Below are 22,639 nucleotides of genomic sequence, written 5' to 3' on the forward strand. Positions count from 1 at the left end.
CTCAGACAACGTGATCGACACTGCGGAAGGCCCCGGATGCGACACCCGAAAAGAGTAGCAACTTACCCGTGTGATTTGCGGCGCACGACACTAGCCCTCCCCCACGGGCACCCGCCATATCAGTGTGGTGCCGCCGTCCGCCGGGCTGGACCACTCCATCCTTCCACCCAGTTGTTGCGCTCGCTCAGCCATGTTGCGCAGGCCACTGCGGCGACCGTCGGGCGGGATACCCACGCCGTTGTCGGAGACCGTCAGCCACACCTCGCGCCCGTCGGTCTCGAGCCCGACCTCGGCGCGGTCGGCGTGCGCGTGCCGGGCGATGTTGGTCAGGGACTCGGAGAGGACGGCCACCACATGGTCGGCGATGTCCTTCGGCACCTCGGTGTCCAGCAGGCCCTCCATGCGCACGCTGGGTGCGAAGCCCAGAACCGGCGCGGCCTCGCCCACCGCCCGCACCACCCGGGCCCGTAGGCCGGCTCCGGCGGCGCCGTGGTCACGCGACCGCAGACCGAAGATCGTCGACCTGATGATCTTGATGGTCTCGTCCAGGTCGTCCACCGCCCGCAGCACGCGCTCGGAGGCCTCCGCATGCTCGATGAAGCGGCCCGCGCTCTGCAGGGTCATACCGGTGGCGAACAGCCGCTGAATGGCCAGGTCGTGCAGGTCCCGGGCAATGCGGTCACGGTCCTGGAGAACCGCTATCTGCTCGGCGTCCTTGCGGCGCTCCGCCAGCTCCATGGCGACCGCGGCCTGCGCGGCGAATCCCTGCAGCGGCTCGGTCTCCTTCTCGGAGAACACGCTCTGGCCGGCCGTACGGACCAGCAGCACAACGCCTCGCACGCCGTCGCCGGAGCCGATGGGAACGGCCACGGCAGGGCCCAGCCCGGCGAAGCGCGACGGAGCAGCCGAGACTTCCCCCCGGCCTTCGGACGGGAGGATCCCTGCCTCGCCGCGGGAGACATCCGGATCGGTGACCGGCGAAGCGGTGGAGAAGGCCTGTCCTATCAGGTTGTCGTCCACGGGCACCACGAGCCCGCGGTGCGCCTCCGCCTTGTGCCCCACGGCGAGTTCCGCAGTGAGCGCGTCGGTGTCCTCCATCGGAATCGCGACCACTGCCAAGGCCGCCGAGGTGATCTCCCTCGCCCGTTCGGCGATCAGCCCGAGGACCTCGGCCCGGTCACTGCCCGACATGAGGCTGTGGGTGATCTCCGCGCTCGCCCGCAGCCAGCGTTCACGCAGCCGGGACTCCTCGTACAGGCGGGCGTTGTCGATGGCCACGCCGGCGGCGACGGCCAGGGTGGACAGGACGGACTCGTCCTCCTCGTCGAACTGGGCCCCGCCCCGCTTCTCGGTCAGGTACAGGTTGCCGAAGACCTGATCACGCACCCGGATCGGCACCCCGAGGAAAGTGCTCATCGGCGGGTGGTGCGGCGGGAAGCCGTACGAAGCGGTGTGTTCGGAGAGCTTGTTCAGGCGCAGTGGTTCGGGGTGCCGGATCAGCTCGCCCAGGATGCCGTGGCCCTCCGGGTACGGGCCGATCCGGGCGATCTGCTCCTCGCTGACGCCGACGGTGAGGAAGTCCGACAGGCGTTTTCCGTCCGGGCCGATCACGCCCAGGGCCGCGTACTCGGCCTCGACCAGGACCGCCGCGGCCTCCACGATGCTGCGCAGCGCCTGCTCCAGGTCCAGCTCCCGGCCGACGGAGAGCACCGCCTCCAGCAGACTGTGCACCCGGTCGCGAGTGCCGCGGGCCGCATCCAGGCGGGCCTGCAGCTCCTCCAGCAGATCGTCCAGCCGCAGCTGCGGCATCCGCACCCGGGCGCTCTCGGAGCCTCCCACCAGCGATTCCTCCAAGCCCCTCAACCCGCCGAGGACCGACCGTCCTCGTCCGGGCCACGGTATACGGGCCGCGTCAGGAGACGGTACGGGGTCCGGCTCATTGGCCGGGGACGGGGGCGTGGCGGGCGATGGTGGAAGGGACAAACCCCCACCCGCCCTGTGACTTCAGTGCCCTTCCTGCCTCTGCCGGTCCTGGACCTGGGTGGCGATGACGGCGGCCTGGATACGGCGCTCCACGCCGAGCTTGGCCAGCAGGCGGGAGATGTGGTTCTTCACCGTCTTCTCGGCCAGATACAGCCGCTGGCCGATCTGGCGGTTGGTCAGGCCCTCTCCGATCAGGGCCAGGATCTCCCGTTCCCGGCCGGTCAGGCCTTCGAGTCCGTCCGGCTCCTGCTCCTCTTGCCGGCCTCCGCGCAGTCGCGCCATCAGCTTGGTGGTGGCACTGGGATCGAGCAGGGACTGGCCGCCGGCCACGGTGCGCACGGCGGACACCAGGTCCGAGCCCTGGATCTGCTTCAGGACATAGCCGGAGGCGCCGGCCATGATCGAGTCGAGCAGGGCTTCCTCGTCGTCGAAGGAGGTCAGCATCAGACAGGCCAGCTCCGGCATGCGCGATCGGAGCTCCCGGCAGACGGTCACACCGTCGCCGTCGGGCAGACGGACATCGAGCACCGCCACCTGTGGACGCAACGCGGGGACGCGCACCAGTGCCTGCTCCACCGTGCCGGCCTCACCGATCACATCGATGTCCGGCTCGTCGTTCAGCAGGTCGCGCACGCCGCGCCGTACCACCTCGTGGTCGTCCAGCAGGAAGACCCGGATCGGACTTCCGGCGCCGGGCTGCTCGCTGTCGGCCATCAAACTGCTCCCTGGTTCCGCGTTCCGCACCGATGTCCGCTCGTATGACGGCATCGGCCTCCGTGCCGAGATCTTTCCTGTATCCGGGCCGATGGGCCAGGGCCGGTCGGCCCTGTTTTCCACTCACTGTGACTGCCGGGAACCGATTGCAGCCACCACCCGGGCGAAGGTCCCGGTGGCCCCGCTCCTGGGGCCTGACGGCCCTGGGCCAGGACCGGTCCTCGTAGAAGTCTGGAGCCGCTGCGAAACGATCACAAGGAGCGGACAACATGACTGCCAACGACACCGGCGTCCCCGCCACCACCACCGTCGCCGTACAGGTGCGAGTGGAAGGCGATGTGGACGAGGAAGCCGTCGGGTACGTCCGGGAAAAGGTCCTCGCGGCCCTCGGTCGGCCGGGGGCTCCAGCCGTGAGCGGTGAGGTGAGGGTCGCCAGGGCGGTGGCGCACCACGCCGAGCGGCCCTGGTCCGCCGGGGCCGAGCTCGTCGTGGGGAACACCCTCGTGGTCGTTCATGCCCAGGAGGCCACGGCACATGAACTGGCGGACCGGTTGCAGGACAGGCTGCGCAGCCAGATGGACCGGGTTCTGCACCGCAAGGAGGCGGTCCGCAGGTCGGCCACTCCGCCTCCGTGGCGCGGCGGCCGGACCGGCAACGGTCGGGTTTAGGGCCTCATGGTCCCCGGTGGTAGACGGGTCGCCCCCGATCAAGGGCCGAACGGCCCTGGCGCGAGGAGCTCCGGTGCCGTTCCAATGACCTGATCGAGCCTGTCCGTGGCTTCCGCCTCGCCGGCTGCCACGGACGGGCAGCCTCCCACGTGTTGAAGGGACGACGCACATGCCGCACCGGCGCACCGGCCGTCACCACGACGACAGGCCGCGTAACCGCCTCGCCGCGCCGGCCGAAGACGCACAGCAGTGAGCAACGAAACCGCACGGAAGCCCCTCATGACCTCCGACACCCCACAGCCCCTCATCGCCGGGCCGCGCCGAAGCATCGAGCTGGACAGCGACGAAGCATTGCGGCTGCTGGGCAGCGTGTCCTTCGGAAGAATCGTCTTCACCCGCCACGCGCTGCCGACCATCCGTCCGGTCAACCATGTCCTGGACAACGGCGACATCGTCATCCGCACTCACGAGGGCGCGGCCCTGACCGCGCGCGCCGGGCAGGCCGACGGCCAGGGCGTCGTCGTGGCATACGAGGCCGACGCCATCGACCCGGACACACACCTCGGCTGGAGCGTGGTGGTCACCGGTTACGCCCACCTGGTGACCGATACGGAGGAACTGGCCCGCTACCAGGCTCTGCTCAGTCCCTGGGTGAAACAGACCATGGACTACGCGGTGCGCATCCGCGTCGACCTGATCACTGGCGTCCGGCTCATCGCCGACGATGGGGCCAACGATGGGGCCGACGACACCTGATCACGGACCGCGGAGCCGCCACGGGCACGCCGCGCAGCGCCTGTCACGCAGGCGAACCCTGTCAGTCGTGCGGAACCACCGCGACCGGTGCCCCCGCGTGGTGCAGCACAGCTTGGGTGACCGGGCCGACGGCGGCACCGACAGGCATCCGGCGCTCGCGCCGACCGACCACGATCAGGGACGCGTCGCGCGAGGCCTCCGACAGGTGCGAGCCGGCGCTGCCGATCACGGCCTGTTCCGTCACCTCGACGCCGGGGAACTTGTTCCGCCAGGGATCCAGAGCCTGGGCCGGCATGCCCCTGGTCGGCTCGGCGCGCAGTTCGGCGTTGAGGGCGCTGTCATTGCCGTCATAGGACAGCGCCGGGCTCCAGCCGTGGACGACGCGCAGCCCCGCCGCACGGCGTGAGGCGGCGTCGAATGCGAACCCGATCACCGTGTCGTTCGGGGCCGCCAGGTCAAGGCCGAGAACGACGTCGCGGAACGGTGTGGTCCCGGACGCGCTGTCGAAAGCGACGGGCAGCTGTTCGTACCCGGGGCGCAGGCCGTCCCGCACGAGAACGACGGGCCGGCGGCTGCCTGCCACGACCGCGAGAGCGACGGACCCGACCAGGAACCCGGCGACGCCGCCGAGGCCGCGCGAACCCAGCACCAGCAATTCGGCCTCTTCGGCCGCCGAGAGCAGGGCAGGGACGGGCTCCTCGCAAACACGGTCGACCGTGATCCGCAGGCCGGGGTGGCGGTGCGCGATCTTCGCTTCGGCCTCGCGCAGCATGTGATCCGCCCAGCGGCCCTGCGCGTCAGGGCGCAGAGCCGGCTGAGGAATTCCGCCCAGGGGCGCGTACATGTACGGCTGCCACCGAAGAGCGTGGACCAGGCGCAGCGGGACGTCGCGCAGCAGGGCTTCCCGAGCCGCCCAGTCGGCGGCGGTGAGGCTCTCGGGGGAGCCGTCCAGGCCTGCGGTGATGGTGCGGGGCATCTCCGACCTCCTTTACAGGTACGAATTCAGTGTCGACGCCCGGCAGTTGGGGCAGGAGAGGCCTCAGGTCCCTGCGTGGGGGCCGGATGGCCCAGGCGGGGGCGACCGTGCGGCGCAGGTGAGCCGACGCGCCATCTGGCGATCAGCGAGCGTCCTCGCCACCGTTGAGCCGAGTCGGCCGACGCAAGCGGGGGAAGAGCTGATGCCGGACACCCAGCAACGCCTGGATGACCTCGACGAGGCAGCGCGGCGCATGCTCGAGGAAAGCCGCCGCATCAACAGCGATCACGCGGACACAAGCCGACTGTCAACACCGCCTCGCCCATCCCGGCCGTGCTGCTCAAACCCCTGATCGACGACTTGGCGAAAGGGCTGAGAGCCGCACGCGAGGAGCGGCTTGGAAAACTCCTCGACGCCATCCACGAACTTCCGAAACCGCCACTCCGCATCAACCCGGCCAAGCGCGTGCATGAGCAGGGCACCCGTCTGGGGAACCGCCGGCCCGGTACCGGGCTCATCCCGTAAGGGCGTTCCGACAGCAGCAGCTGCTTGCCCCCACAGGCCGGCTCACAGTGCCCGCAGACCGTGCTCTCGCAACTGTTCCCGGACCCGTTCCGTCAGCTCCGGATCGGGCACGGGGGTGTCGCCCAGCGGGAAGTCGATGCCGAGAGCGTCGTACTTGTGGGCGCCCAGTTTGTGGAACGGCAGGACGTCCACCCGGTCGACGTTGCCCAGCCCGGCCAGGAAGGCACCGAGGCCGTCCACGGCGGACGGGTCGTCGGTCCAGCCGGGGACGAGAACATAGCGGATGTACACGGGGATGCCCAGCGCGTCCAGCCGGGTCGCGAAGCTGAGCGTGGGGGCGAGGTTGCCGCCGGTCAGCCGTCGATAGGTGCCGACGTCGAAGGATTTGATGTCGAGGAGCACCAGGTCGGTGTCGGCGAGCAGCGCGTCGTCCGCGCGGGCTCCCAGGAAGCCGGAGGTGTCCAGGGCCGTGTGCAGGCCCAGTTCCTTGCAACGGCGGAGCACCGCGCCGGTGAACGAGGGCTGGAGCAGAGGCTCTCCACCGGTGATGGTCACTCCCCCGCGCGCCGTGGTGACGAAGGCCCGGTACTTCGTGATCTCCGCCATCACCTCGTCGACGGTGGTCTCCCGGCCGTCCCGCATGTGCCAGGTGTCCGGATTGGCGCAGTACAGGCAGCGCAGCGGACAGCCACTGACGAACAGCACGAAGCGGGTCCCGGGACCGTCCACGCCCGTGGACAGGTCCCAGGAGTGCACCTGGCCGGTGAGCGGTCCCGACGCCGGGACCGCCCCGCGTGCCGCCGGGTTCGCCGCGGGGTTCACAGCGATCCGTGGAAGGTACGGCTGATCACGTCGAGCTGCTGCTCGCGCGTCAGGCGGACGAAGTTGACGGCGTACCCGGAGACCCGGATCGTCAACTCCGGGTACTTCTCCGGGTGTTCCATGGCGTCCTCGAGCGTCGCCCGGTCCAGGACGTTGACGTTCATGTGGAATCCGCCCGAGCTCATGTAGGCGTCGAGGATGCCGACAAGGTTCGCGGCGCGCTCGGCCGGGTCGTGGCCGAGTCCCTCGGGGGTGACGGTCGAGGTGAGGGAGATGCCGTCGCGGGCCTGCTCGTACGGGATCTTGGCCACCGAGAGCGCGGAGGCGACCATGCCGTGCCGGTCGCGGCCGTTCATCGGGTTGGCACCGGGCGCGAAGGGGGCTCCCGCGGGGCGGCCGTCGGGCGTGCTGCCCGTGTGCTTGCCGTAGACGACGTTGGAGGTGATCGTCAGCACGGACTGGGTGTGTTCGGCGTCCCGGTAGGTCGGGTGCTTGCGCACCTTCGCCATGAAGGACTCCACCAGATCGACGGCGATGGCGTCCGCGCGGTCGTCGTTGTTGCCGTACGCCGGGTAGTCGCCCTCGACCTCGTAGCCGACGGCCGGCCCGCCGGTGGCGTCCCGTATCACCCTCACCCGCGCGTGCCTGACGGCGGACAGGCTGTCGACGGCGACCGACAGTCCGGCGATGCCGCACGCCATGAAGCGGTGGACGGGGTGGTCGTGCAGCGCCATCTCGACGCGTTCGTAGGCGTACTTGTCGTGCATGTAGTGGATCACGTTGAGTGCGTTGACGTACGTCTCCGCCAGCCAGTCCAGCATCCGGTCGTACGCCACCCACAGTTCGTCGTAGTCCAGGTACTCGCCCGTCAGCGGGGGCATCTCGGGCGCGACCTGCTCGCCGGTCATCTCGTCCCGGCCACCGTTGATCGCGTACAGCAGGGTCTTGGCGAGATTGACCCGCGCCCCGAAGAACTGCATCTGCCTGCCGACCGCCATGGCCGACACACAGCAGGCGATGGCCGTGTCGTCGCCGGTGCGCGGGCGCATCAGGTCGTCGGACTCGTACTGGATGGAGCTGGTGTCGATCGAGACCTGGGCGCAGAACCGCTTGAACCCCTCCGGCAGCCGTGGCGACCACAGCACGGTGAGGTTCGGCTCCGGGGCAGGCCCGAGGTTGTACAGGGTCTGCAGGAAGCGGAAGGAGGTGCGGGTGACCAGCGTGCGACCGTCCGTGCCGATGCCGCCGATGGACTCCGTCACCCAGGTCGGGTCGCCGGAGAACAGCGCGTCGTACTCGGGCGTGCGCAGGAAACGCACGATCCGCAGCTTGATCACGAAGTCGTCGACCAGCTCCTGAGCCCGGTTCTCGTCGATCGTCCCGTCGTCGAGGTCCCGCTGGAGGTAGACATCAAGGAATGTCGAGGTGCGGCCCAGCGACATCGCCGCGCCGTTCTGCTCCTTCACGGCGGCCAGGAAGCCCAGGTAGAGCCACTGGATGGCCTCGTGGGCGGTGGCGGCGGGGCGGGAGACATCGCAGCCGTACGAGGCGGCCATCCGCGTCAGCTCGCCCAGCGCGCGGATCTGTTCCGCCAGCTCCTCGCGGTCACGCATGACGTCCGGGACGGAGGGCCGCTTGTCCAGCAGGGCCCGCTCGGCCCGCTTGGCCTCGATCAGCCGGTCGGTTCCGTACAGCGCGACGCGCCGATAGTCCCCGATGATCCGGCCGCGGCCGTAGGCATCGGGCAGCCCGGTGATGATCCCCGCCTTGCGGGCGGCCCGCATCTCGGGGGTGTAGGCGTCGAAGACGCCGTCGTTGTGGGTCTTGCGGTAGGTGCCGAAGACCTTGGTCACGAACGGGTCGGGCTCGTAGCCGTACGCCTTCAGCCCGTTCTCGACCATCCGGAGGCCGCCGCCCGGCATGATCGCCCGCTTCAGCGGGGCGTCGGTCTGCAGCCCGACGATCAGCTCACGGTCCCGGTCGATGTATCCGGGAGCGTGCGCGGTGATCGTGGAAGGGGTGGCTGCGTCGACATCGAGGATGCCCTTGCGCCGCTCCTCGGGGAACAGGGCGCTGACCTTCCGCCAGACGGCGAGAGTGCGTTCGGTCGGACCCGTGAGGAACTCCGGGCCGCCCTCGTACGGTGTGCAGTTGGCCTGGATGAAGTCACGTACGTCGATGGTGTCACGCCAGCGTCGGCCGGCGAAGCCGCGCCAGGCCTCGGCGGATGCATCCACGTCTGGGCGGGTTGCCACGGTCATCACTGCCTCCGCATCGTTCGCGACACCGCCCACGGAAGGCCCCGGGCGGCTCCGCTGACGATGCTCCTCGCCCGTTGCCGACCGGGGCAGGGCCTGCGGGAACCCTCCCCGCGCCGTCCGGCCCTCGCGTCGTGGGGCCGTTCGGTCCATGTCACATTCGGCGGTGCCCGGTACTCGAACGTGAGGGGCCACCGTTCCCGGCCTGACCGGAGAGCGGCCCGGGGAGGCGTGGCGGTGAAGGGGACCGTCCGGCCCTTCCGCCGCGCCCACCGGCCCGGATTTCCTCGGACCATGGCCCAAACTCCCCTCAGGTCCGAGCCCCGCCACACCGAAGGTGCCGTCGGCGGGACGACCGTCGTCGAGCTGCGCGGTGAGATCGACATCCTCACGGCACCGGCCCTGGGGGCGCACCTCGACGACCTGTCGGCGGCCGCCCGCCCCGACCTCGTGCTGGACCTTCACGCCGTGTCCTTCATCGACTGCGCGGGGCTTCGGCTGTTGTGCCGGGCGCGGAACCGCGTCATGGAACGGCACGGCCGGCTGCGCCTCGTCACGGACAGCGACCGATTCCTGCGCATACTGAGCGGCGCGGGACTTGATGGCGTCTTCGAGTTGTACGACCGCCTGCCGGAAGCCCTCGCTGCCGTGCCCGGCGGGGGCCTCTCCGCCGCTTCCGCTTGAGCGGCTTCGGCGAGTTCGGCTCGAACGTTCGACGAAGCGGCCTGCTGGAGCACGGGAACCGGCTGGGCCGAACGGCCCAGCACCCGCCTGTACTTGGCCCGAACGGCCCCCGGCCTCCGTCTCGTCGGCCCATGTCACGGCACCGCTCGGGCTGCCACCTTCCTGTTGTGGCAACGAGGAGGTGCGGAGAGATGCGCAACGGCAAGCTCGCGAAGAGGAAGCGCAGGCGAACGAAGGTCCGGCTGTGGCGGTGGCGGAGCAACCCGATCCGGCGACGCGACGACGTCCTCGAGGCATGGCTCCTGCTGGCGATATGGGCGCTCATTGCGGTGGGCGGCACAGTGGCCGGCATGGTGACCGCCCATGCCGCCGACCAGGTCTTCGCCCAGCAGCGGGCGGAGCGGATCCCCGTCCGCGCTGTTCTCCTCAGCGATGTCCCGCGCACCGTGACCTCGGGCATCGGAAGAGACCTGATCTCGGCAAGGGTCCGCTGGACGACCTCGGACGGCGCCACGCACAACGGCATGACGCTGGTGAGCACTGGGAAGAAGGCCGGCTCCACGGTCAGGATCTGGATCGACGGCCAGGGGAAACCGAGCACCCAGCCGCCGGCCCCCGCCAAGGCGGCCGTCGAGTCGGCACTCATGGGAGCCTCGGCTGCCCTCGCCCTGAGTGGCGTGGTGTTCGGCGTCGGGAGCGCCGGGCGCTGGTACCTCGACCGACGGCGCATCGAGCAGTGGGACAGGGAGTGGAACGTGATCGGCCCACGGTGGGGGCACAAGACCAGCTGAGCATGGCGACTGGGCCACCGTGCAGCTCGCACTTGGATGCGCGGCCGATGCCCGGCTCGGCCTGAGTGCGATGACGGACGCCGGACCCCCTCGGCTCCCCCACCCGTTTCGGACTGCCTTCGGCCCAGCTCAAGTGACCGGACGTCCGGAAGGCCGCGCCCCACCCGTACTCATGTCGGGCAGGGCGCTCGCCGGTCGCCGGATCCTCCGTTGCTGAAACGACTGAAGGGCAACGTCACCGCCTGGTCGGGGTCGCCGCTTCAGTCGTCCGACTGAAGCGCGAGCGGTACGCCGGTAAGGCCACCTACCGGCTGGACTGCGCGGTGCCGTTCATCTTCGCCTGGTTCTGCGCGAGGAGCGCCTGCACCTCCTGTTCGACCTCTTTCGGGTCGACGCCGAGGGCACGTCCCATATGTGCCGACCACACCTCCGAGCGGATGTTGGTCTCGAAGTCCAGGTCGGCGCGAATCTTCTCGCGGGCCGCCTGGCGGTTCTGGCTCACCATCACGAAGGTGGACAGAAAGATCGCCTCAAGGCTGACGATCATCGTGAGCAATCCGAAGGGATACGGGTCCCAGACCGCCGAGTGGCCGAACAGCCCCTCGTTGAAGGCGATCCAGACCATGAACCACACCGCGTGGATGTAGACGAACAGCATGGTTCCGGAGAAGGTGGTGATCGCGTCCGCGAGCCGGTCCTGGGTACCGCGCATCCGCGCGACGATCTCCTGCTCGTTCCGGAGCCAGATGTTCGACCCATTTATCGCAGAGCCCATGATCACTCCTCGGTTCGCTGTCCACGAGATTCCGCTGGCAGCGTACGCGCCGCGCGATCGTCGAACGTACGTCAATCAACTGCGAACGACGCCGCATGCGTAGGGGCAAGCCACGCGTTGAGGCGTTTGACGGAAGTGGGCCGAGTCACACCGCGGCAGGGTAAGGGCTGCGCCGCCTCGGGCCCCTTCCGCCGCGGGCGGGTAGTCTCCGAACGAGAAGGCCACGAGCATGGCCAAGTCGACGGCCCCCCTCTGCTCCGGCGAGGGCTCCTGGCCGTAGTCGTGGGAGTCGTCGCGTTGGCGTGGCCCGGCATCACCCTGGCGGTGTTCGTCGTCGCCTTCTCCGTCTACGCCCTCCTCGCCGCCGGTATCGATCTCAGGCGCGCCTTCAGCAGTGACCGCGCCGGCCCGGCCCTCGGACATCTGCTGCTGGCCCTGCTGTCCTTTGTCGCGGCCTTCGGCGCACTGACGTGGCCGGGGGTCACGGGGCCGCACCGGCTTGGTCCTGCCGATCGTCTCGAACGTCCGGTCAAGGCGCTCCAGCCGGAGCATCTCCGCCTCGGTGATGTCCCAGACGTCCAGGACTCCACCGCAGCGCGGCAGGGTGAGGGGCAGCGTAAATGACAAGGCCGGCCCATGCTGCGATACCTACCCCGGCGGGTGTCAAGCCCCCTCAGTACGACCCGAAGCGCGCGGGAAGGCCGCGCATCCTGACGTACGGCCACGCGCGCGGCGCGCGGTGATCCGCCGGGTCCCGCTCGGCGGCTAGGTGGGAGTCCGGGGCCCGGAGCCCCGCGAGTTGAGCCGAATTGATGGTTCCCCACCGAGAACTCACGGGGGCGTTCCTGCCAAGGCCGGGGTCCGACGCATAGGATCTGGGGAACCGGCGGATGCATGGCTCGGCTTCTGTCTCCACAACTTCCGTGTCACCGGTTACCGGTAGCGGTTGTCCCGCCAATGCTGATCGCACTCACGCGCGACATCATGATCATGAGATCTCAGGACCGCCTGGAGTCCCCATGACCGCATCGCCCGCCCCCGAGCGTCCCACCTTCACCCCATCGGCAGAGCTGTTCCCCTTCACTTCCAGGTGGTTTGCCAGCTCGGTGGGCCGTGTCCACTACGTCGACCAGGGACAGGGACGGCCCATCCTGTTCCTCCACGGCAACCCAACCTGGAGCTTCTTGTACCGCGGGATCATCACCCGGCTACAAGACCGGTTCCGCTGCGTGGCCGTGGACTACCCCGGCTTCGGTCTGTCCGATCGACCGAGCGGGTACGGCTATACCCCCGCTGAGCACATGCAGGTGGTCGGCGAACTCGTCGACCACCTTGGGCTCGAGGACCTGATCATCATGGGCCAGGACTGGGGTGGGCCGATCGGAGTGGCCCTCGCCACCACCATCCCGGAACGGGTGAGCGGCTTGGTGTTGGGCAACACCTGGTTTTGGCCGGTCGACCTCCCGGCGACCCGGATCTTCAGCCGGGTCATGTCGAGCCCGCCACTGCAATGGGCCATCCTGCAGCGCAACTTCTTTGTGGAGCGGCTGATCCCGGCCGGCGCCGCGCGCCGGCTCACGTCCGCAGAGATGGACCACTATCGGGGGGTTCAACCGAGCCCGCAGGCGCGCGTTGGCGTGGCCGAGTTCCCACGGCAGCTGCTGGCGGCCAGGCCGTGGCTGGCAAAGCTCGCCGCCCAAGCGCCGGCCCTGCTTTGGGCCAAGCCGGTGCTTCTGGTCTGGGGCATGCGCGATGTGGCCTTCCCGCCCAAGGCCGCACTGCCCCGTATGCGTGCCACGTTCAGCGACGTGGTACTGGTCGAGCTGCCCAGGGCGCGGCATTTCATCCAGGAAGATGCGCCGGAGGAGATCGGCAGGGCTGTCCTCGAGCGGTTCGGCTGATTGACTGGTCGATTCTCCACCCCATGCGCTTCGATCACGTGTCGTGTCGCTGGGCCCCCAGAGAGCCGGTGCCGCAGGCAGGGTCGACCAGGCGTATGCCCGCGGCGATACCGAGGCGGTCGAGCAGCGCATCGTCAGCGTCAGGATCGGTGCCCTGGTTGCGGTCGTCCAAAGCGACGACAACCGGGCTGCCCAGGCCGATGCCGAGTGGACATGGTGGGCCCGCCGGACCCGGCGGAACGGCCGTCGGAACACACGGGTTGCGACCTCTTGGCGGAGAGTACTGAGTTCGCGTTTCGGGCCGATGGACAGTCAGCTTGTGCTTGGGTGAGTCCAATCGGCAACACACCTCTCAGCCACAAGGAGCGAGCGCCGCGATGCGGAAGTCGTAGTACGCAGCACACGTCTAGCTGGCCCTGGGCATGCTGAGCTTCCTGGCGCTCGACAAGCAGTTCCAGCTTTCCGGGACGCGGCTGTTCACGTTGTTCTTCTGGTTCTACAACGCGGGCATCGCCGTCACCGTGGGCATGATGGGCGTCCACGGGTGCCTGACCGTGCTCGGCGACAATGTGCCGGAGGCCGTCGGCATGGCGGTTCGACGGCGATTCAGGCGGTGCGCTTGATCTGCCGGAAGCAGAGCGCAGAGAAGATCGCCGCGGCGACGAGGTAGATCCCCGCCTCGATGAACTGGAAAGGCCAGTAACGGCTGTTGGGCTGATAGGTGGCACCGACGTGGAGGTCCTGTGCCGCCAGGCAGTCGATCGTCTGCGTGTGCTTGCCGGGAGATAACTACCCGCCCAAGGCCGCCGACCTCATCGGCCGCGACTTCACTGCCGCGGCGGTGAACACGAAGTACGTCGGCGACATCACTTATCTCCCGCTGGCCGGCGGGAAGTTCCTGTATCCGGCCACGGTCATCGACCTCGCCTCCCGGCGCCTGGCCGGCTGGGCGATCGCCGATCACATGCGTGCCAAACTGGTCACCGAGGCCCTGGCCGCGGCCGAGCAGTGCCGCGGCAGCCTCGCCAGCGCCATCATGCACACCGATCACGGCGCCCAGGGCGGATTCAATCGGTCGTTGCAACACCTCGTCCTCGGAGGTGTTGATGGGCAGGCCAGCAGGGTGGATGGCGGCGTTGACCGGGCGGTCGCCGATGAAGTCGCCTGGTGCGCCGGCGCTTCGGCGGGAAGTAGAACGTCAGTTCTGGCGGGAGATCGCGAAGGGGGTGCTCGCCGAGGAGGCGGCAGCTGCGGTCGGCGTATCCCAGGCGGCGGGTTGCAGGTGGTTCCGGCACGGTGGCGGCATGCCACCAATGGATCTTGCTCCGCAGTCCGGCCGGTACCTGTCCTTTCACGAGCGTGAAGAGATCGCGATCCTCAAAGCGCAGGGCATCGGAGTCCGGGAGACCGCGCGTCGTCTCGGCCGTGATCCGTCGACGGTATCCCGGGAGCTGCGGCGCAACGCCGTGACCCGTGGCGGCCGGCTGGACTACCGGGCTTCGGTCGCGCAGTGGAAGGCCGACCTGGTGGCCCGGCGCCCGAAGACAGCGAAGCTGGCCGCGAACGACCGGCTGCGGGATTACGTGCAGGAAAGGCTTTCCGGCCAGGTCAGCCGCCCGGACGGGACGGCACTGGGGCCGGAGGGCCCGCGGTGGAAGGGGAGGAACAAGCCGCACCGCGGCGACCGCCAATGGGTCATGGCGTGGAGTCCGGAGCAGATCGCGGACCGGCTGAAGGTCGACTTCCCCGATGATGAATCCATGCGGATCAGCCATGAGGCGATCTACCAGGCCCTGTTCATCGAAGGCCGGGGAGCGCTCAAGCGCGAGCTTGTTGCCTGCTTGCGCACCGGCAGGGCCCTGCGGGTGCCCCGAGCCCGGTCCGAGCGCAAGGCGTGGACCCACGTCACGCCCGAGGTGCTGATCAGCGAACGGCCGACCGAAGCCGACGACCGCGCCGTACCGGGACACTGGGAGGGCGACCTCCTGATCGGACTTGAGCGATCGGCAATCGGCACGCTGGTCGAGCGCACCACCCGATTCACGGTGCTCGTCCACCTGCCCCGCCAGGACGGCTACGGCGTCGTCGCCCGTACCAAGAACGGGCCGCCGCTGGCCGGTTACGGCGCGGTGACGATGAAAGATGCGCTTGCGGCGACGATCGGCACTCTGCCCGAGCAACTATGGCGGTCCCTGACCTGGGACCGGGGCAAAGAGCTTTCAGCGCACGCCCAGTTCACGATCGAGACCGGCGTCCCGGTCTACTTCGCCGACCCGCACAGCCCCTGGCAGCGCGGCACCAACGAGAACACGAACGGCCTGCTGCGCCAATATTTCCCGAAGGGAACCGACCTTTCTCGATGGCCGGCGGAGGATATCGAGGCGGTCGCAGCCACGCTCAACAGTCGCCCCCGCAAGAGCCTCGGTTGGAAGACACCCGCCGAAGCCCTCAACGACCATCTACTATCGATCAAATAAGCCGGTGTTGCATCCACTGGTTGAACCTGGCCAGTACACGAGCAGAGCGTTCGCCGACGCCTGCCGCAGGGCGGGCGTGATCCAGAGCATGAGCGCTGTCGGCAGCTCGGCAGACAACGCGCTTGCCGAGTCCTTCAACGCCACATGCAAGAGGGAGACCCTCCAGGGCCGCAGTGCCTGGGCCGACGAGCGTGAAGCCCGCCTCGACCTGTTCCGCCGGCTGCACCGCTACAACACCCGACGGCGCCACTCCAGCCTCGGACAACGCAGCCCCGTCACCTACGAGACAGCACTCGACACAACATCAACTACCCTGGCCCAAGCCGCATAGCCGGTGTCCAAGATTCCGGGTCAAGCCCCGTGCCGGCGCTCTCCCCGAACCTGACCGAGGCGAGCTTGATCACGACCATGATGGGACCGGTCGGCCACCATCACCGTCGTCCTGTCCCCCGGGCCCGGGCGCGGCCACCCTCGTCACCCGCTCGCCCCGATCAAGCGGGACCGAGCCGACATGCTGCGCTTTGCGGAGGTCATCGCCGCCGAGCGGGAGCTGCTGCGAGCCAACGCCACCGGCTTCGGCCTTCAGGCAGCAGGACTGGCGCCGGGCGCGCGGCTCCCTGATCCCTCCCTTCGCGAGCCCTGACGAGCAACGCCGTCCTTCCCATGACCAGCCCTTCCAGGAGGTATTGCCGTGGCCGTGCACGACATCGCTTACGTCGAGCTGTACACGCGGGACAAAGTGTCCGCCCTCGACTACCTCGTCTCGGCCATGGGCTTCACCAGGGTCGCGGACTCGGTGGAGTTCGACCGCAGTTCGGTGCTGCTGAGGCAGGGCGAGGTGCAACTCATTGTCACCTCCGGCCGAGGGATCTGGACATTCCTCGACGAGCATGGCGATGGGGTCGCCGATATCGCGCTGATCTGCGACGACGTAAGGACAACGAGCGATGCGGCAGCTGCGGCCGGCGCCACGGTGACCACCTTCGCGAAGCGCGGCCCGGTCGTTTCCGGGGTCGGCGATGTCTGCCACACCCTTCTTCCGGCGGACGACTCCGCGACCGGCCTCCCCGTCGGCCACAACTGGGTCGTGGCGCCCGGGGCGCCCATGCGGCCGACCGGCCGGATCCAGCGCCTCGACCATGTCGCGGTTTGCCTCGAGGGGGCAGCCTGAAGAAGTACGCCGACTTCTACCGCGACACCTTCGGTTTCTCCCGCCACCCCTCGGACTACGTTGCCGTCGGCGACCAGGCGATGGACTCGATCGTCGTACGCAGCGAGTCAGGTCGCGTCGTCCTCAGGCTGGTCGCACCGGATCCGACGAAGGAGCCCGGGCAGCTCGACGCCTTCCTCGAGCGCAATGGGGGTCAGGGAGTGCAGCACCTGGGGTTCCTGGTTGAGGACATCATTTCCGCGGTGCGGGAGTTCCGGGCCACGGGGGCGGAGTTCCTCTTCGCTCCGGAGACGTATTACGACATGCTCTCCGAACGGATCACCGATCTCCAGGAGGAGGTCGCGGAGCTGAAGGACGTGCAGGTGCTCGCCGACCGCGACGAGTGGGGCCACCTACTGCAGCTCTTCACCGGATCGCCGTATCCGCGCAACACGCTCTTCTTCGAGCTGATCCAGCGCTGCGGCTCCCGGGGCTTCGGCAGCGCCACCATCCGGGCCTTGCAGGAATCGGTGGAGCGCAACCCGCTCCGCGCCGGATGAGCACCAGGAGTACTGCTGCCATTGCCGACCTGTTCATGCATCTCCGGGCGCACCCGGCCGAATCCGGTCGGTGTCGCACCCATGGCGTACCGCACGCCTCCCCACCGGAGAGCGAGGTCACCACGGCCCGTGCCGCCAGCCGGCTCACGTACTGGTCGTGAGTGCATACACGGTGGTCGCCGAACAGCTCTCCCCCGCGCGCGGCGCCGTAGAGTGCGTCGTCGGCCGGACGGGTCGGCCCCGGCGGTTTCATGTGCCTGCGTGCCGGCGAGTGTCGTGGGATCGGACGGGCAGGTACGACGAAAGGCCCGTACAACGCACCTGGCGTGTCCGGGCCCTTGGGATGTGGTCAGCCCTCGATCCAGCCGTGGCCCTTTGCGAACTGCAACAATCCGGCGCGGATCTGGACGATCTGGGTACCGGTCAGTGATGGTGCCACCTCCAGCAGCACCTCGGTCACGTCCCTGGTGTACTCGTCGTGGTCGAGTACATCGCACATCGCATCGTCGCCGGCCGTCTGGCGGGCCGCGGCGGACCTTGGCGGCGTGACCGGGGCGCCATCGGCGTTCTTGGCGAGTTGCACGGCCGACGCCTTTGGTCCCCGATCTCCCTCCTCGATCTCGAATTCGACCGCTGTACCGGGGCGGATGTAGGACTCCGGTATGAGCATGTCGTTCACATGGAGAAAGACGTCCTCTCCGCCGTGATCGGGCGCAATGAAACCATAACCCCTCACGCTGTCGAACCGGACCACACGACCAGCAACCATGCCAACCCCCAACAACTCGGGCCCCTTGCCCGACAGTACCTGGTTGGAGATTACTAAGCTTGAACTCGGGTTGTCATAGTGAGTCATGCGGGGTGGAGGGTAAGAGGGCATCTGATCCAGGTAGTTGGTGTTCCGCCATGCTTACGTGATCTGCGGCATTGGCGGTCGTTGTGCGAGGTGTGAGTGCTCGTCGTCCGTACCGCAGTGACGTGCCGGCGTCCGCTGGGCCTTGATCGAGCCGGTCTTCACCCCCTGGCGGGCGAGCCGGACCGGGCTCTGCAAGCTGCTGCTCGACGACATGGCCGCGGCACACCCCAAGGTGACCAAAGTCTGGGCCGAGGGCAGCGACCAGAGCAGCATCTTCAACCATGGCGCCGGACTGGGCAGCGATGTGGAGGTGGTGCAGCGACCACAGGCGAAGGCATTCCAGCCGCTGCCGAAGCGGTGGTGATCGAGCGGACCTTCGGTTGGTTGATCCAGCACCGCCGCTTGGCGCGGGACTTCGAAGCCCTGCCGCAGAGATCCCGGGCGGTGATCGCCTGGGCGATGGCTAACAAGATGTCATGTGAGCTCCCCGGAGAATCCGTGTCCTGGCGCCCGGACGCCCTCTCGTCGGTCACGTCAGCGGAACCGGAATCGACAGCGCCGGGGCAGTCGCGGTGCGGTACCCCGGCGCAAAAGGACTTCCACCCTCATGTGCAGCTTGGCACAGTCGGTTCAATGACGAAGCGTCGGACCGGGATGGACGACCTGCAGCAGGCCATCATCGCGCGTCTCCGGGAACCGATTGGTCGCGCTGGTCAAGGTATTGGGCGAACTCGAGCCAGGTGGCGGCGTATCGGCGCGCAAGGCTTCCCACCAGTGCCCCGCAGTGCGGCGGTACGGCGGAGGGCAGACCGGACCATTCCGCGGACGCGTTCTCCTGCAGGAGCCGGAGCAACTGCCGTCCCTCTTCCTTGAAGCGCAGCGACGGGTCCCGCGCCAGCTTCTCGAGCACCACACCCGGATCCGGCTGTGCCGGCCGAACGTCGCGTTCGCGTCTTCGAGGCTCCTTCCGGGAGGAGACCACGACGTCGCCATGAGCTTCGGGCGTGGCCGTGGGCGCTGGAACTGGGCTTCCAGAGGTTTTGGCGGCTTCCGGCCTCCTCGGTGCGGGCGGTTCACCGGACTGGATGCGTTTACGGACGTCGCTCGCCGTGGCCGGTGAGATGCCCGCGAGCCGCGCCACCTCCCGTAAGGAGGCGTGCGGGTACTCGGCCATTACTTCGGCGGCCCGCCAACGCCCCTCGACGCTGTTCAGCGGGCGTATGCGCCCGTCGCGGCCGATGCGCGCGTTCAACTGCGGCAGGGCGTCAGTTGAACGGCGCCTGATGGCGGCCACGGCCTTGGCTCCCAGGCCCGAGGCCTGCGCGATGGCCCGGTCGGACATCTGCGGATGCGACGCGATGATCCGGGTCGCAGCAGCGCGCCGGTCGGCCTGCGACAAGGGGAGGCCATGCGCGACATTCGCCTCGACCGCACGTAGGAAGGCGTCTTCTGCGGAGCCTTCGAAGAATTCGACATCGATGGTCTCCTGCCCTCGGACCAAGGCGGCCAGGAGGCGGTGCATACCGTCGATCACGCGCATGTCGGACCGGCGAACCAGGATGGCCGGAAGCGGTCCGTCGACTTCGGCCAGCCGATTGACATGCTCTTGGTCCAGCCCCTCCGAGCGGGGAGACTCGCCAGGCAGGAGCATTGCGATCGAAACAGGGATGATTCGCGGCTCACGGACTTCGGCTGGCTGAGTGTGATCGCTGACGAGATGATCACTGGCCCGCATGACCCGCCGGGCCCTCGTACGGCCGGCCGAGCCGCAATGCCGGCGTGACCGCCTGCTGCCCTCCGGCAACTCCAGCAGGTCCAGCGCGTCATCGACCGCCCTCGTCAGGTACGCGGTCGCAAGCAACGTCGCGAGCTTGTGAGAGTCACCGTGCCGCTTGAGCAGGGGGACGCCTTGCCGTCCACGCCGTATCGCGAGCAACTACCCCACGCGATGCCGTCGCTCGCCCCTCTCCCGGCTGATCACTTCGGCAGCTGCGCCGAACGGCAATCACGACCGGCCACTCCGCTCCAGCCACACCGAAGGCGCCGAGCTCCACGGTGAACATGGCCTTGAGGAAGGTCAGGCGCACCATCGTGCATCCCTCGCTTCGCCTCAGGAACGAGGCGGCGGCACCCTCACCAAGTGGGAGAGCCTCATGCTCAGTTCGCGGAACACACTGCTGTGACGCGGTCTGCCGGCGGTTGCCGTCGGAGTGATCGCCGAAGCGTGGCCCGCTCCCACGTCGCCGCCGCCCGACAGGCCGGCATCCATCGCGTCCTTCCAGGAGCGTCGCATCCTCAAGGACCTCGGCGGCGCCCAGTCGGTGGGCGTCTGAGCTGGGCGATGTCCAGGACGCCGCGGCCCGCGAGCGCCCTGCCCGACGTGAATACGGGTAGGGCGCTGCCGCGTGACACAGCATCAGGCGAACGGCCGGACCGGGCGGTCGAGGACTTCCACGGAGCGGACCAGCGGCCCGTTCCGGCCGGTCACCGACGACGAGCCGACCGGGCTCTCACCCTTCCGGCCCCGGGATCACCGGGGCGACTGCGGGCGCGGGGGCCGGGCGGTGTCCATGACCGCCGCTCTCCCTCGCTGCCTCGTCTTCTGCCACTTGACGCAACCATCTACTACCTGCCGCCTTACGCGCCCGGCCTCAACCCCGTCGAAGGCATCTGGTCCCTGCTGCGGCGGGACTGGCTCTCCAACGTCGCTTTCAGCACGCCAGAACACCTCATCCCAGCGCATTCGACGCGGCCTGCGCCACATCCAGTACTGCGGCGACCTCATAGACGGCTGCCTCGCCGAAACGGGCCTGATCGTCAACACATGACCACCACGACAACACGTTCAACCTCGTAGGCCCAACGATTGGGATGGGGCGACACACCTGGCCATCACGCAAAAATAGGCACTGAACGTGCAATATGGTGCAATATTGCATATTTAATCTCTCCGTAGGAGGAAAGCCATGGCGGGCAAGCCCAGCATTGTCTTCGCCCACGGACTCTGGGCGGATGGGTCGTGCTTCAACAAGCTCATCCCCACGCTCCAGGCTGAAGGGCACGAGGTGTTCGCCTCACAGCACGGCCTCGACTCGCTCGAAAGCGACGTCGCGTGCGTCAACTTCACGCTCAACCACGTCCCCGGCCCGATCGTGCTGGTCGGTCACTCCTACGGCGGGACCCTGATCACCAAAGCGGGTACCCACGACCGCGTCGGCGCTCTGGTGTACATCGCCGCGCTCGCCCCGGACGAGGACGAGACGTCGCAGGCACAGCAGGACAAATTCCCCCGCACGCCCATCTTCGAGCACGTGGACGTCGCTGACGGCCGCGTGTGGCTCAAGCCCTCGGGCGTCCCGCACTTCTGCGGCGACCTCCCGGAAGCGGAGCAGAAGCTCGTCCTGGCGACGGGCGCTGTGCCAGTGGCGGACCTGTTCAACCAGCAGGTTCCCGGCACCGCCTGGCGGACGAAGCCAAGCTGGTACATCGTCGCCAACGACGACCACACCGTGCACCCCGACCTGGAGCGGTCCGCCGCCGAGCGCATGGGCGCCAATATCCGTCCCGTGGACAGCAGCCACGTTCCCATGCTCTCGCATCCTGAATTCGTCCTCGATGTGATCCGTGAGGCCGCGGAGTCCCTCGACGCCTAGGGCCTATCTGACGGGTTGCGTGACTCGCTTTCTTGCACGATCGTTCCGGTCGATGTGGGGCGGGGTGACCTTTCAGATGAGGAATGGGCGTGTCTGGAACCGTATTTACCGAGGAGGGTGAGCCGGGGTGGGCGGTGGCAGTGTCGCCGACGGGTGATCAACGGGATTCTGTTCCGGCAGCGGCCCGGCCTGCCGTGGCGGGATCTGCCGCCACGGTTCGGCAAGTGGAAGACCGTGCACGACAGGCACCGGAGGTGGTCGGCGGACGGCACGTGGGAGAGGATCCTGCAAGCCGTCCAGGCCGACGCCGATACCGAGGGCAGGATCGACTGGTCCCTGGTCGGCGTGGACTCCACGGTGTGCCGCGCTCACCAGCACGCCGCCGGCGCCCGCAAGAAGGCGCCACGGAAACCCGGCAAGCGCGCCCGCCCCGCCCAGCACCGTCCCGATGAAGCCCTCGGCCGTTCACGCGGCGGGCTCAGCACGAAGATTCACCTAGCCGGTGACGGCGGGCTGCGCCCCTGGCTCTGCTTCTCACTCCCGGCCAGTGGGGCAACCTCCGCAGCTGATCCCGGTCCTGGAACGCGTGCGTGTTCCCCGTCCAGCCGGTGGGCGCCCTCACACCCGGCCGGACCATCTGAGCGGCGCCAAAGCGTACAGCTCGCGGGGCAACCGCCGTTACCTGCGTCGCCGCCAGATCGGCCACACCATCCCCGAGCCGGAGAACCAGCGGGCAAACCGGCAGCGGCGCGGCAGCGCAGGAGGCCGGCCCACCAGCCTCGATGCGGCGCGGTGCACCCGCAGGAACGAAGTCGAGCGCCTGATCAACAAGCTGAAGATCAACCGGGCCGTGGCGATGCGTTTCGACAAGCGGGCTTACGTCTTTCACGGGACGGTCACCCTCGCCGCGATCAGGCTGTGGCTCCGGTGATGACCTCGGCTTCAGGGAGCGGGGCGCGGCCCTTCGTGGTCCCCGCCTCGATCAGGTAAGCCCGAGGAGCCGGTGTGCCCGCGCCCCTTCGTGAACCATCGGGCTGCGTGCCGCGTCCTCCTGATGCGCGGCCCGTGCCGGGGCGGGCGTTGTGCGAGG

The 22,639-nt window shown here is 68.6% G+C and carries 23 protein-coding genes and 4 pseudogenes; 19 read left to right on the forward strand and 8 right to left on the reverse strand.

Annotated features, from left to right (window positions below; translation table 11 throughout):
* Window positions 1-90 precede the first annotated feature (90 nt).
* Window positions 91-1,809: a sensor histidine kinase gene (locus ABT186_RS30675; protein ID WP_351235634.1), complete on the reverse strand. Its 1,719-nt coding sequence runs from the start codon at window positions 1,807-1,809 to the stop codon at window positions 91-93.
* Window positions 1,810-2,004: 195 nt separating this feature from the next.
* The gene (locus ABT186_RS30680) at window positions 2,005-2,697 is read right to left on the reverse strand and encodes a response regulator (protein WP_351235611.1); all 693 of its coding nucleotides are present in this window, start codon (window positions 2,695-2,697) and stop codon (window positions 2,005-2,007) included.
* Window positions 2,698-2,966: 269 nt separating this feature from the next.
* Here ABT186_RS30680 and ABT186_RS30685 point away from each other — a divergent pair, with 269 nt between their 5' ends.
* Both ABT186_RS30685 and ABT186_RS30690 read left to right on the forward strand, forming a co-directional pair.
* Window positions 2,967-3,365 carry a hypothetical protein gene (locus tag ABT186_RS30685; protein ID WP_351927804.1) on the forward strand — a complete coding sequence of 133 codons (399 nt, stop codon included), beginning with the start codon at window positions 2,967-2,969 and terminating at the stop codon, window positions 3,363-3,365.
* Window positions 3,366-3,644: 279 nt separating this feature from the next.
* On the forward strand, window positions 3,645-4,121 hold the full coding sequence (locus tag ABT186_RS30690; RefSeq protein WP_351235615.1) for a pyridoxamine 5'-phosphate oxidase family protein: 477 nt from the start codon (window positions 3,645-3,647) through the stop codon (window positions 4,119-4,121).
* Between the two features lie 61 nt (window positions 4,122-4,182).
* On the opposite strand, the gene ABT186_RS30695 is transcribed toward ABT186_RS30690, so the two are convergent.
* Window positions 4,183-5,097: a universal stress protein gene (locus ABT186_RS30695; RefSeq protein ID WP_351927806.1), complete on the reverse strand. Its 915-nt coding sequence runs from the start codon at window positions 5,095-5,097 to the stop codon at window positions 4,183-4,185.
* A 333-nt stretch (window positions 5,098-5,430) separates the two neighbouring features.
* On the opposite strand from ABT186_RS30695, the gene ABT186_RS30700 reads away from it, so the two are divergent.
* Window positions 5,431-5,622, forward strand: coding sequence for a hypothetical protein (locus ABT186_RS30700; protein ID WP_351235618.1), 192 nt, complete (start codon window positions 5,431-5,433; stop codon window positions 5,620-5,622).
* A gap of 42 nt (window positions 5,623-5,664) precedes the next feature.
* Here the strand turns inward: ABT186_RS30700 and pflA are convergent, their stop codons facing one another.
* Window positions 5,665-6,444 (reverse strand): pyruvate formate-lyase-activating protein, encoded by a 780-nt coding sequence (gene pflA / locus ABT186_RS30705; protein WP_351235620.1) that lies wholly within the window; start codon window positions 6,442-6,444, stop codon window positions 5,665-5,667.
* A complete protein-coding gene (pflB, locus tag ABT186_RS30710; protein ID WP_351927808.1) occupies window positions 6,441-8,705 on the reverse strand; it encodes a formate C-acetyltransferase in 2,265 nt (754 codons plus the stop codon). Before pflB ends, pflA begins: the two co-directional genes overlap by 4 nt.
* 291 nt (window positions 8,706-8,996) lie before the next feature.
* Between pflB and ABT186_RS30715 the strand changes: the two genes are divergently transcribed.
* Complete coding sequence (locus ABT186_RS30715; protein ID WP_351235624.1) at window positions 8,997-9,386, forward strand: STAS domain-containing protein; 390 nt, start codon at window positions 8,997-8,999, stop codon at window positions 9,384-9,386.
* Window positions 9,387-9,577: 191 nt separating this feature from the next.
* Window positions 9,578-10,177: an Rv1733c family protein gene (locus tag ABT186_RS30720; protein ID WP_351235626.1), complete on the forward strand. Its 600-nt coding sequence runs from the start codon at window positions 9,578-9,580 to the stop codon at window positions 10,175-10,177.
* A gap of 304 nt (window positions 10,178-10,481) precedes the next feature.
* Here the strand turns inward: ABT186_RS30720 and ABT186_RS30725 are convergent, their stop codons facing one another.
* On the reverse strand, window positions 10,482-10,952 hold the full coding sequence (locus tag ABT186_RS30725) for a DUF1003 domain-containing protein (protein WP_351235628.1): 471 nt from the start codon (window positions 10,950-10,952) through the stop codon (window positions 10,482-10,484).
* Between the two features lie 135 nt (window positions 10,953-11,087).
* Between ABT186_RS30725 and ABT186_RS30730 the strand changes: the two genes are divergently transcribed.
* From ABT186_RS30730 to ABT186_RS30770, 9 genes and pseudogenes are all read left to right on the forward strand, one after another.
* Window positions 11,088-11,576 (forward strand): DUF308 domain-containing protein, encoded by a 489-nt coding sequence (locus tag ABT186_RS30730; RefSeq protein ID WP_351927810.1) that lies wholly within the window; start codon window positions 11,088-11,090, stop codon window positions 11,574-11,576.
* 395 nt (window positions 11,577-11,971) lie between these two features.
* Window positions 11,972-12,853, forward strand: a complete 882-nt coding sequence (locus ABT186_RS30735; protein WP_351927812.1) for an alpha/beta fold hydrolase — start codon at window positions 11,972-11,974, stop codon at window positions 12,851-12,853.
* A gap of 422 nt (window positions 12,854-13,275) precedes the next feature.
* A complete protein-coding gene (locus tag ABT186_RS30740) occupies window positions 13,276-13,476 on the forward strand; it encodes a DUF2871 family protein (protein WP_351927814.1) in 201 nt (66 codons plus the stop codon).
* 185 nt (window positions 13,477-13,661) lie between these two features.
* A pseudogene (locus ABT186_RS30745) lies at window positions 13,662-13,913 on the forward strand (DDE-type integrase/transposase/recombinase); the annotation flags it as partial.
* Window positions 13,914-13,980: 67 nt separating this feature from the next.
* Complete coding sequence (locus ABT186_RS30750; RefSeq protein ID WP_351927816.1) at window positions 13,981-15,330, forward strand: IS30 family transposase; 1,350 nt, start codon at window positions 13,981-13,983, stop codon at window positions 15,328-15,330.
* A gap of 31 nt (window positions 15,331-15,361) precedes the next feature.
* Window positions 15,362-15,661, forward strand: a pseudogene (locus ABT186_RS30755) (transposase); the annotation flags it as partial.
* 180 nt (window positions 15,662-15,841) lie between these two features.
* A complete protein-coding gene (locus ABT186_RS30760) occupies window positions 15,842-15,973 on the forward strand; it encodes a hypothetical protein (protein WP_351236018.1) in 132 nt (43 codons plus the stop codon).
* 48 nt (window positions 15,974-16,021) lie between these two features.
* A complete protein-coding gene (locus ABT186_RS30765) occupies window positions 16,022-16,501 on the forward strand; it encodes a VOC family protein (RefSeq protein WP_351927818.1) in 480 nt (159 codons plus the stop codon).
* Complete coding sequence (locus ABT186_RS30770; RefSeq protein WP_351927820.1) at window positions 16,480-17,040, forward strand: VOC family protein; 561 nt, start codon at window positions 16,480-16,482, stop codon at window positions 17,038-17,040. The genes ABT186_RS30765 and ABT186_RS30770 overlap by 22 nt, the downstream gene beginning before the upstream one ends.
* Window positions 17,041-17,389: 349 nt before the next feature.
* Here the strand turns inward: ABT186_RS30770 and ABT186_RS30775 are convergent, their stop codons facing one another.
* Window positions 17,390-17,809, reverse strand: coding sequence for a cold-shock protein (locus ABT186_RS30775; RefSeq protein ID WP_351236022.1), 420 nt, complete (start codon window positions 17,807-17,809; stop codon window positions 17,390-17,392).
* Between the two features lie 229 nt (window positions 17,810-18,038).
* Here ABT186_RS30775 and ABT186_RS30780 point away from each other — a divergent pair, with 229 nt between their 5' ends.
* A complete protein-coding gene (locus ABT186_RS30780) occupies window positions 18,039-18,260 on the forward strand; it encodes a hypothetical protein (RefSeq protein ID WP_351927822.1) in 222 nt (73 codons plus the stop codon).
* Between the two features lie 312 nt (window positions 18,261-18,572).
* Here the strand turns inward: ABT186_RS30780 and ABT186_RS30785 are convergent, their stop codons facing one another.
* On the reverse strand, window positions 18,573-19,631 hold the full coding sequence (locus ABT186_RS30785; RefSeq protein WP_351236020.1) for a ParB/RepB/Spo0J family partition protein: 1,059 nt from the start codon (window positions 19,629-19,631) through the stop codon (window positions 18,573-18,575).
* A 475-nt stretch (window positions 19,632-20,106) separates the two neighbouring features.
* Here ABT186_RS30785 and ABT186_RS30790 point away from each other — a divergent pair, with 475 nt between their 5' ends.
* The 4 genes and pseudogenes from ABT186_RS30790 (at window position 20,107) to ABT186_RS30805 (ending at window position 22,480) form a co-directional block, all read left to right on the forward strand.
* On the forward strand, window positions 20,107-20,229 hold the full coding sequence (locus ABT186_RS30790; RefSeq protein ID WP_351927824.1) for a hypothetical protein: 123 nt from the start codon (window positions 20,107-20,109) through the stop codon (window positions 20,227-20,229).
* Between the two features lie 284 nt (window positions 20,230-20,513).
* Window positions 20,514-20,724, forward strand: a pseudogene (locus tag ABT186_RS30795) (transposase); the annotation flags it as partial.
* A 138-nt stretch (window positions 20,725-20,862) separates the two neighbouring features.
* Window positions 20,863-21,549, forward strand: coding sequence for an alpha/beta hydrolase (locus tag ABT186_RS30800; protein ID WP_351927826.1), 687 nt, complete (start codon window positions 20,863-20,865; stop codon window positions 21,547-21,549).
* A 54-nt stretch (window positions 21,550-21,603) separates the two neighbouring features.
* Window positions 21,604-22,480 (forward strand): annotated as a pseudogene (locus ABT186_RS30805) (IS5 family transposase).
* The last annotated feature ends 159 nt before the right edge of the window (window positions 22,481-22,639 follow it).

It is taken from the genome of Streptomyces sp. NPDC001634 (genome assembly GCF_040298185.1).
Taxonomy (GTDB): domain Bacteria; phylum Actinomycetota; class Actinomycetes; order Streptomycetales; family Streptomycetaceae; genus Streptomyces.

What these genes read in the sequence shown, in the direction of transcription:
- ABT186_RS30695 (WP_351927806.1), bottom strand. Translation starts at nt 5,097, where the DNA reads ATGCCCCGCACCATCACCGCAGGCCTGGACGGCTCCCCCGAGAGCCTC.
- ABT186_RS30740 (WP_351927814.1), top strand. Translation starts at nt 13,276, where the DNA reads ATGCTGAGCTTCCTGGCGCTCGACAAGCAGTTCCAGCTTTCCGGGACG.
- ABT186_RS30690 (WP_351235615.1), top strand. Translation starts at nt 3,645, where the DNA reads ATGACCTCCGACACCCCACAGCCCCTCATCGCCGGGCCGCGCCGAAGC.
- ABT186_RS30715 (WP_351235624.1), top strand. Translation starts at nt 8,997, where the DNA reads ATGGCCCAAACTCCCCTCAGGTCCGAGCCCCGCCACACCGAAGGTGCC.
- ABT186_RS30760 (WP_351236018.1), top strand. Translation starts at nt 15,842, where the DNA reads ATGCTGCGCTTTGCGGAGGTCATCGCCGCCGAGCGGGAGCTGCTGCGA.
- ABT186_RS30675 (WP_351235634.1), bottom strand. Translation starts at nt 1,809, where the DNA reads ATGCCGCAGCTGCGGCTGGACGATCTGCTGGAGGAGCTGCAGGCCCGC.
- ABT186_RS30775 (WP_351236022.1), bottom strand. Translation starts at nt 17,809, where the DNA reads ATGGTTGCTGGTCGTGTGGTCCGGTTCGACAGCGTGAGGGGTTATGGT.
- ABT186_RS30685 (WP_351927804.1), top strand. Translation starts at nt 2,967, where the DNA reads ATGACTGCCAACGACACCGGCGTCCCCGCCACCACCACCGTCGCCGTA.
- ABT186_RS30800 (WP_351927826.1), top strand. Translation starts at nt 20,863, where the DNA reads ATGGCGGGCAAGCCCAGCATTGTCTTCGCCCACGGACTCTGGGCGGAT.
- ABT186_RS30725 (WP_351235628.1), bottom strand. Translation starts at nt 10,952, where the DNA reads ATGGGCTCTGCGATAAATGGGTCGAACATCTGGCTCCGGAACGAGCAG.
- pflB (WP_351927808.1), bottom strand. Translation starts at nt 8,705, where the DNA reads ATGACCGTGGCAACCCGCCCAGACGTGGATGCATCCGCCGAGGCCTGG.
- ABT186_RS30720 (WP_351235626.1), top strand. Translation starts at nt 9,578, where the DNA reads ATGCGCAACGGCAAGCTCGCGAAGAGGAAGCGCAGGCGAACGAAGGTC.
- ABT186_RS30680 (WP_351235611.1), bottom strand. Translation starts at nt 2,697, where the DNA reads ATGGCCGACAGCGAGCAGCCCGGCGCCGGAAGTCCGATCCGGGTCTTC.
- ABT186_RS30785 (WP_351236020.1), bottom strand. Translation starts at nt 19,631, where the DNA reads ATGCGGGCCAGTGATCATCTCGTCAGCGATCACACTCAGCCAGCCGAA.
- ABT186_RS30735 (WP_351927812.1), top strand. Translation starts at nt 11,972, where the DNA reads ATGACCGCATCGCCCGCCCCCGAGCGTCCCACCTTCACCCCATCGGCA.
- ABT186_RS30750 (WP_351927816.1), top strand. Translation starts at nt 13,981, where the DNA reads ATGGCGGCGTTGACCGGGCGGTCGCCGATGAAGTCGCCTGGTGCGCCG.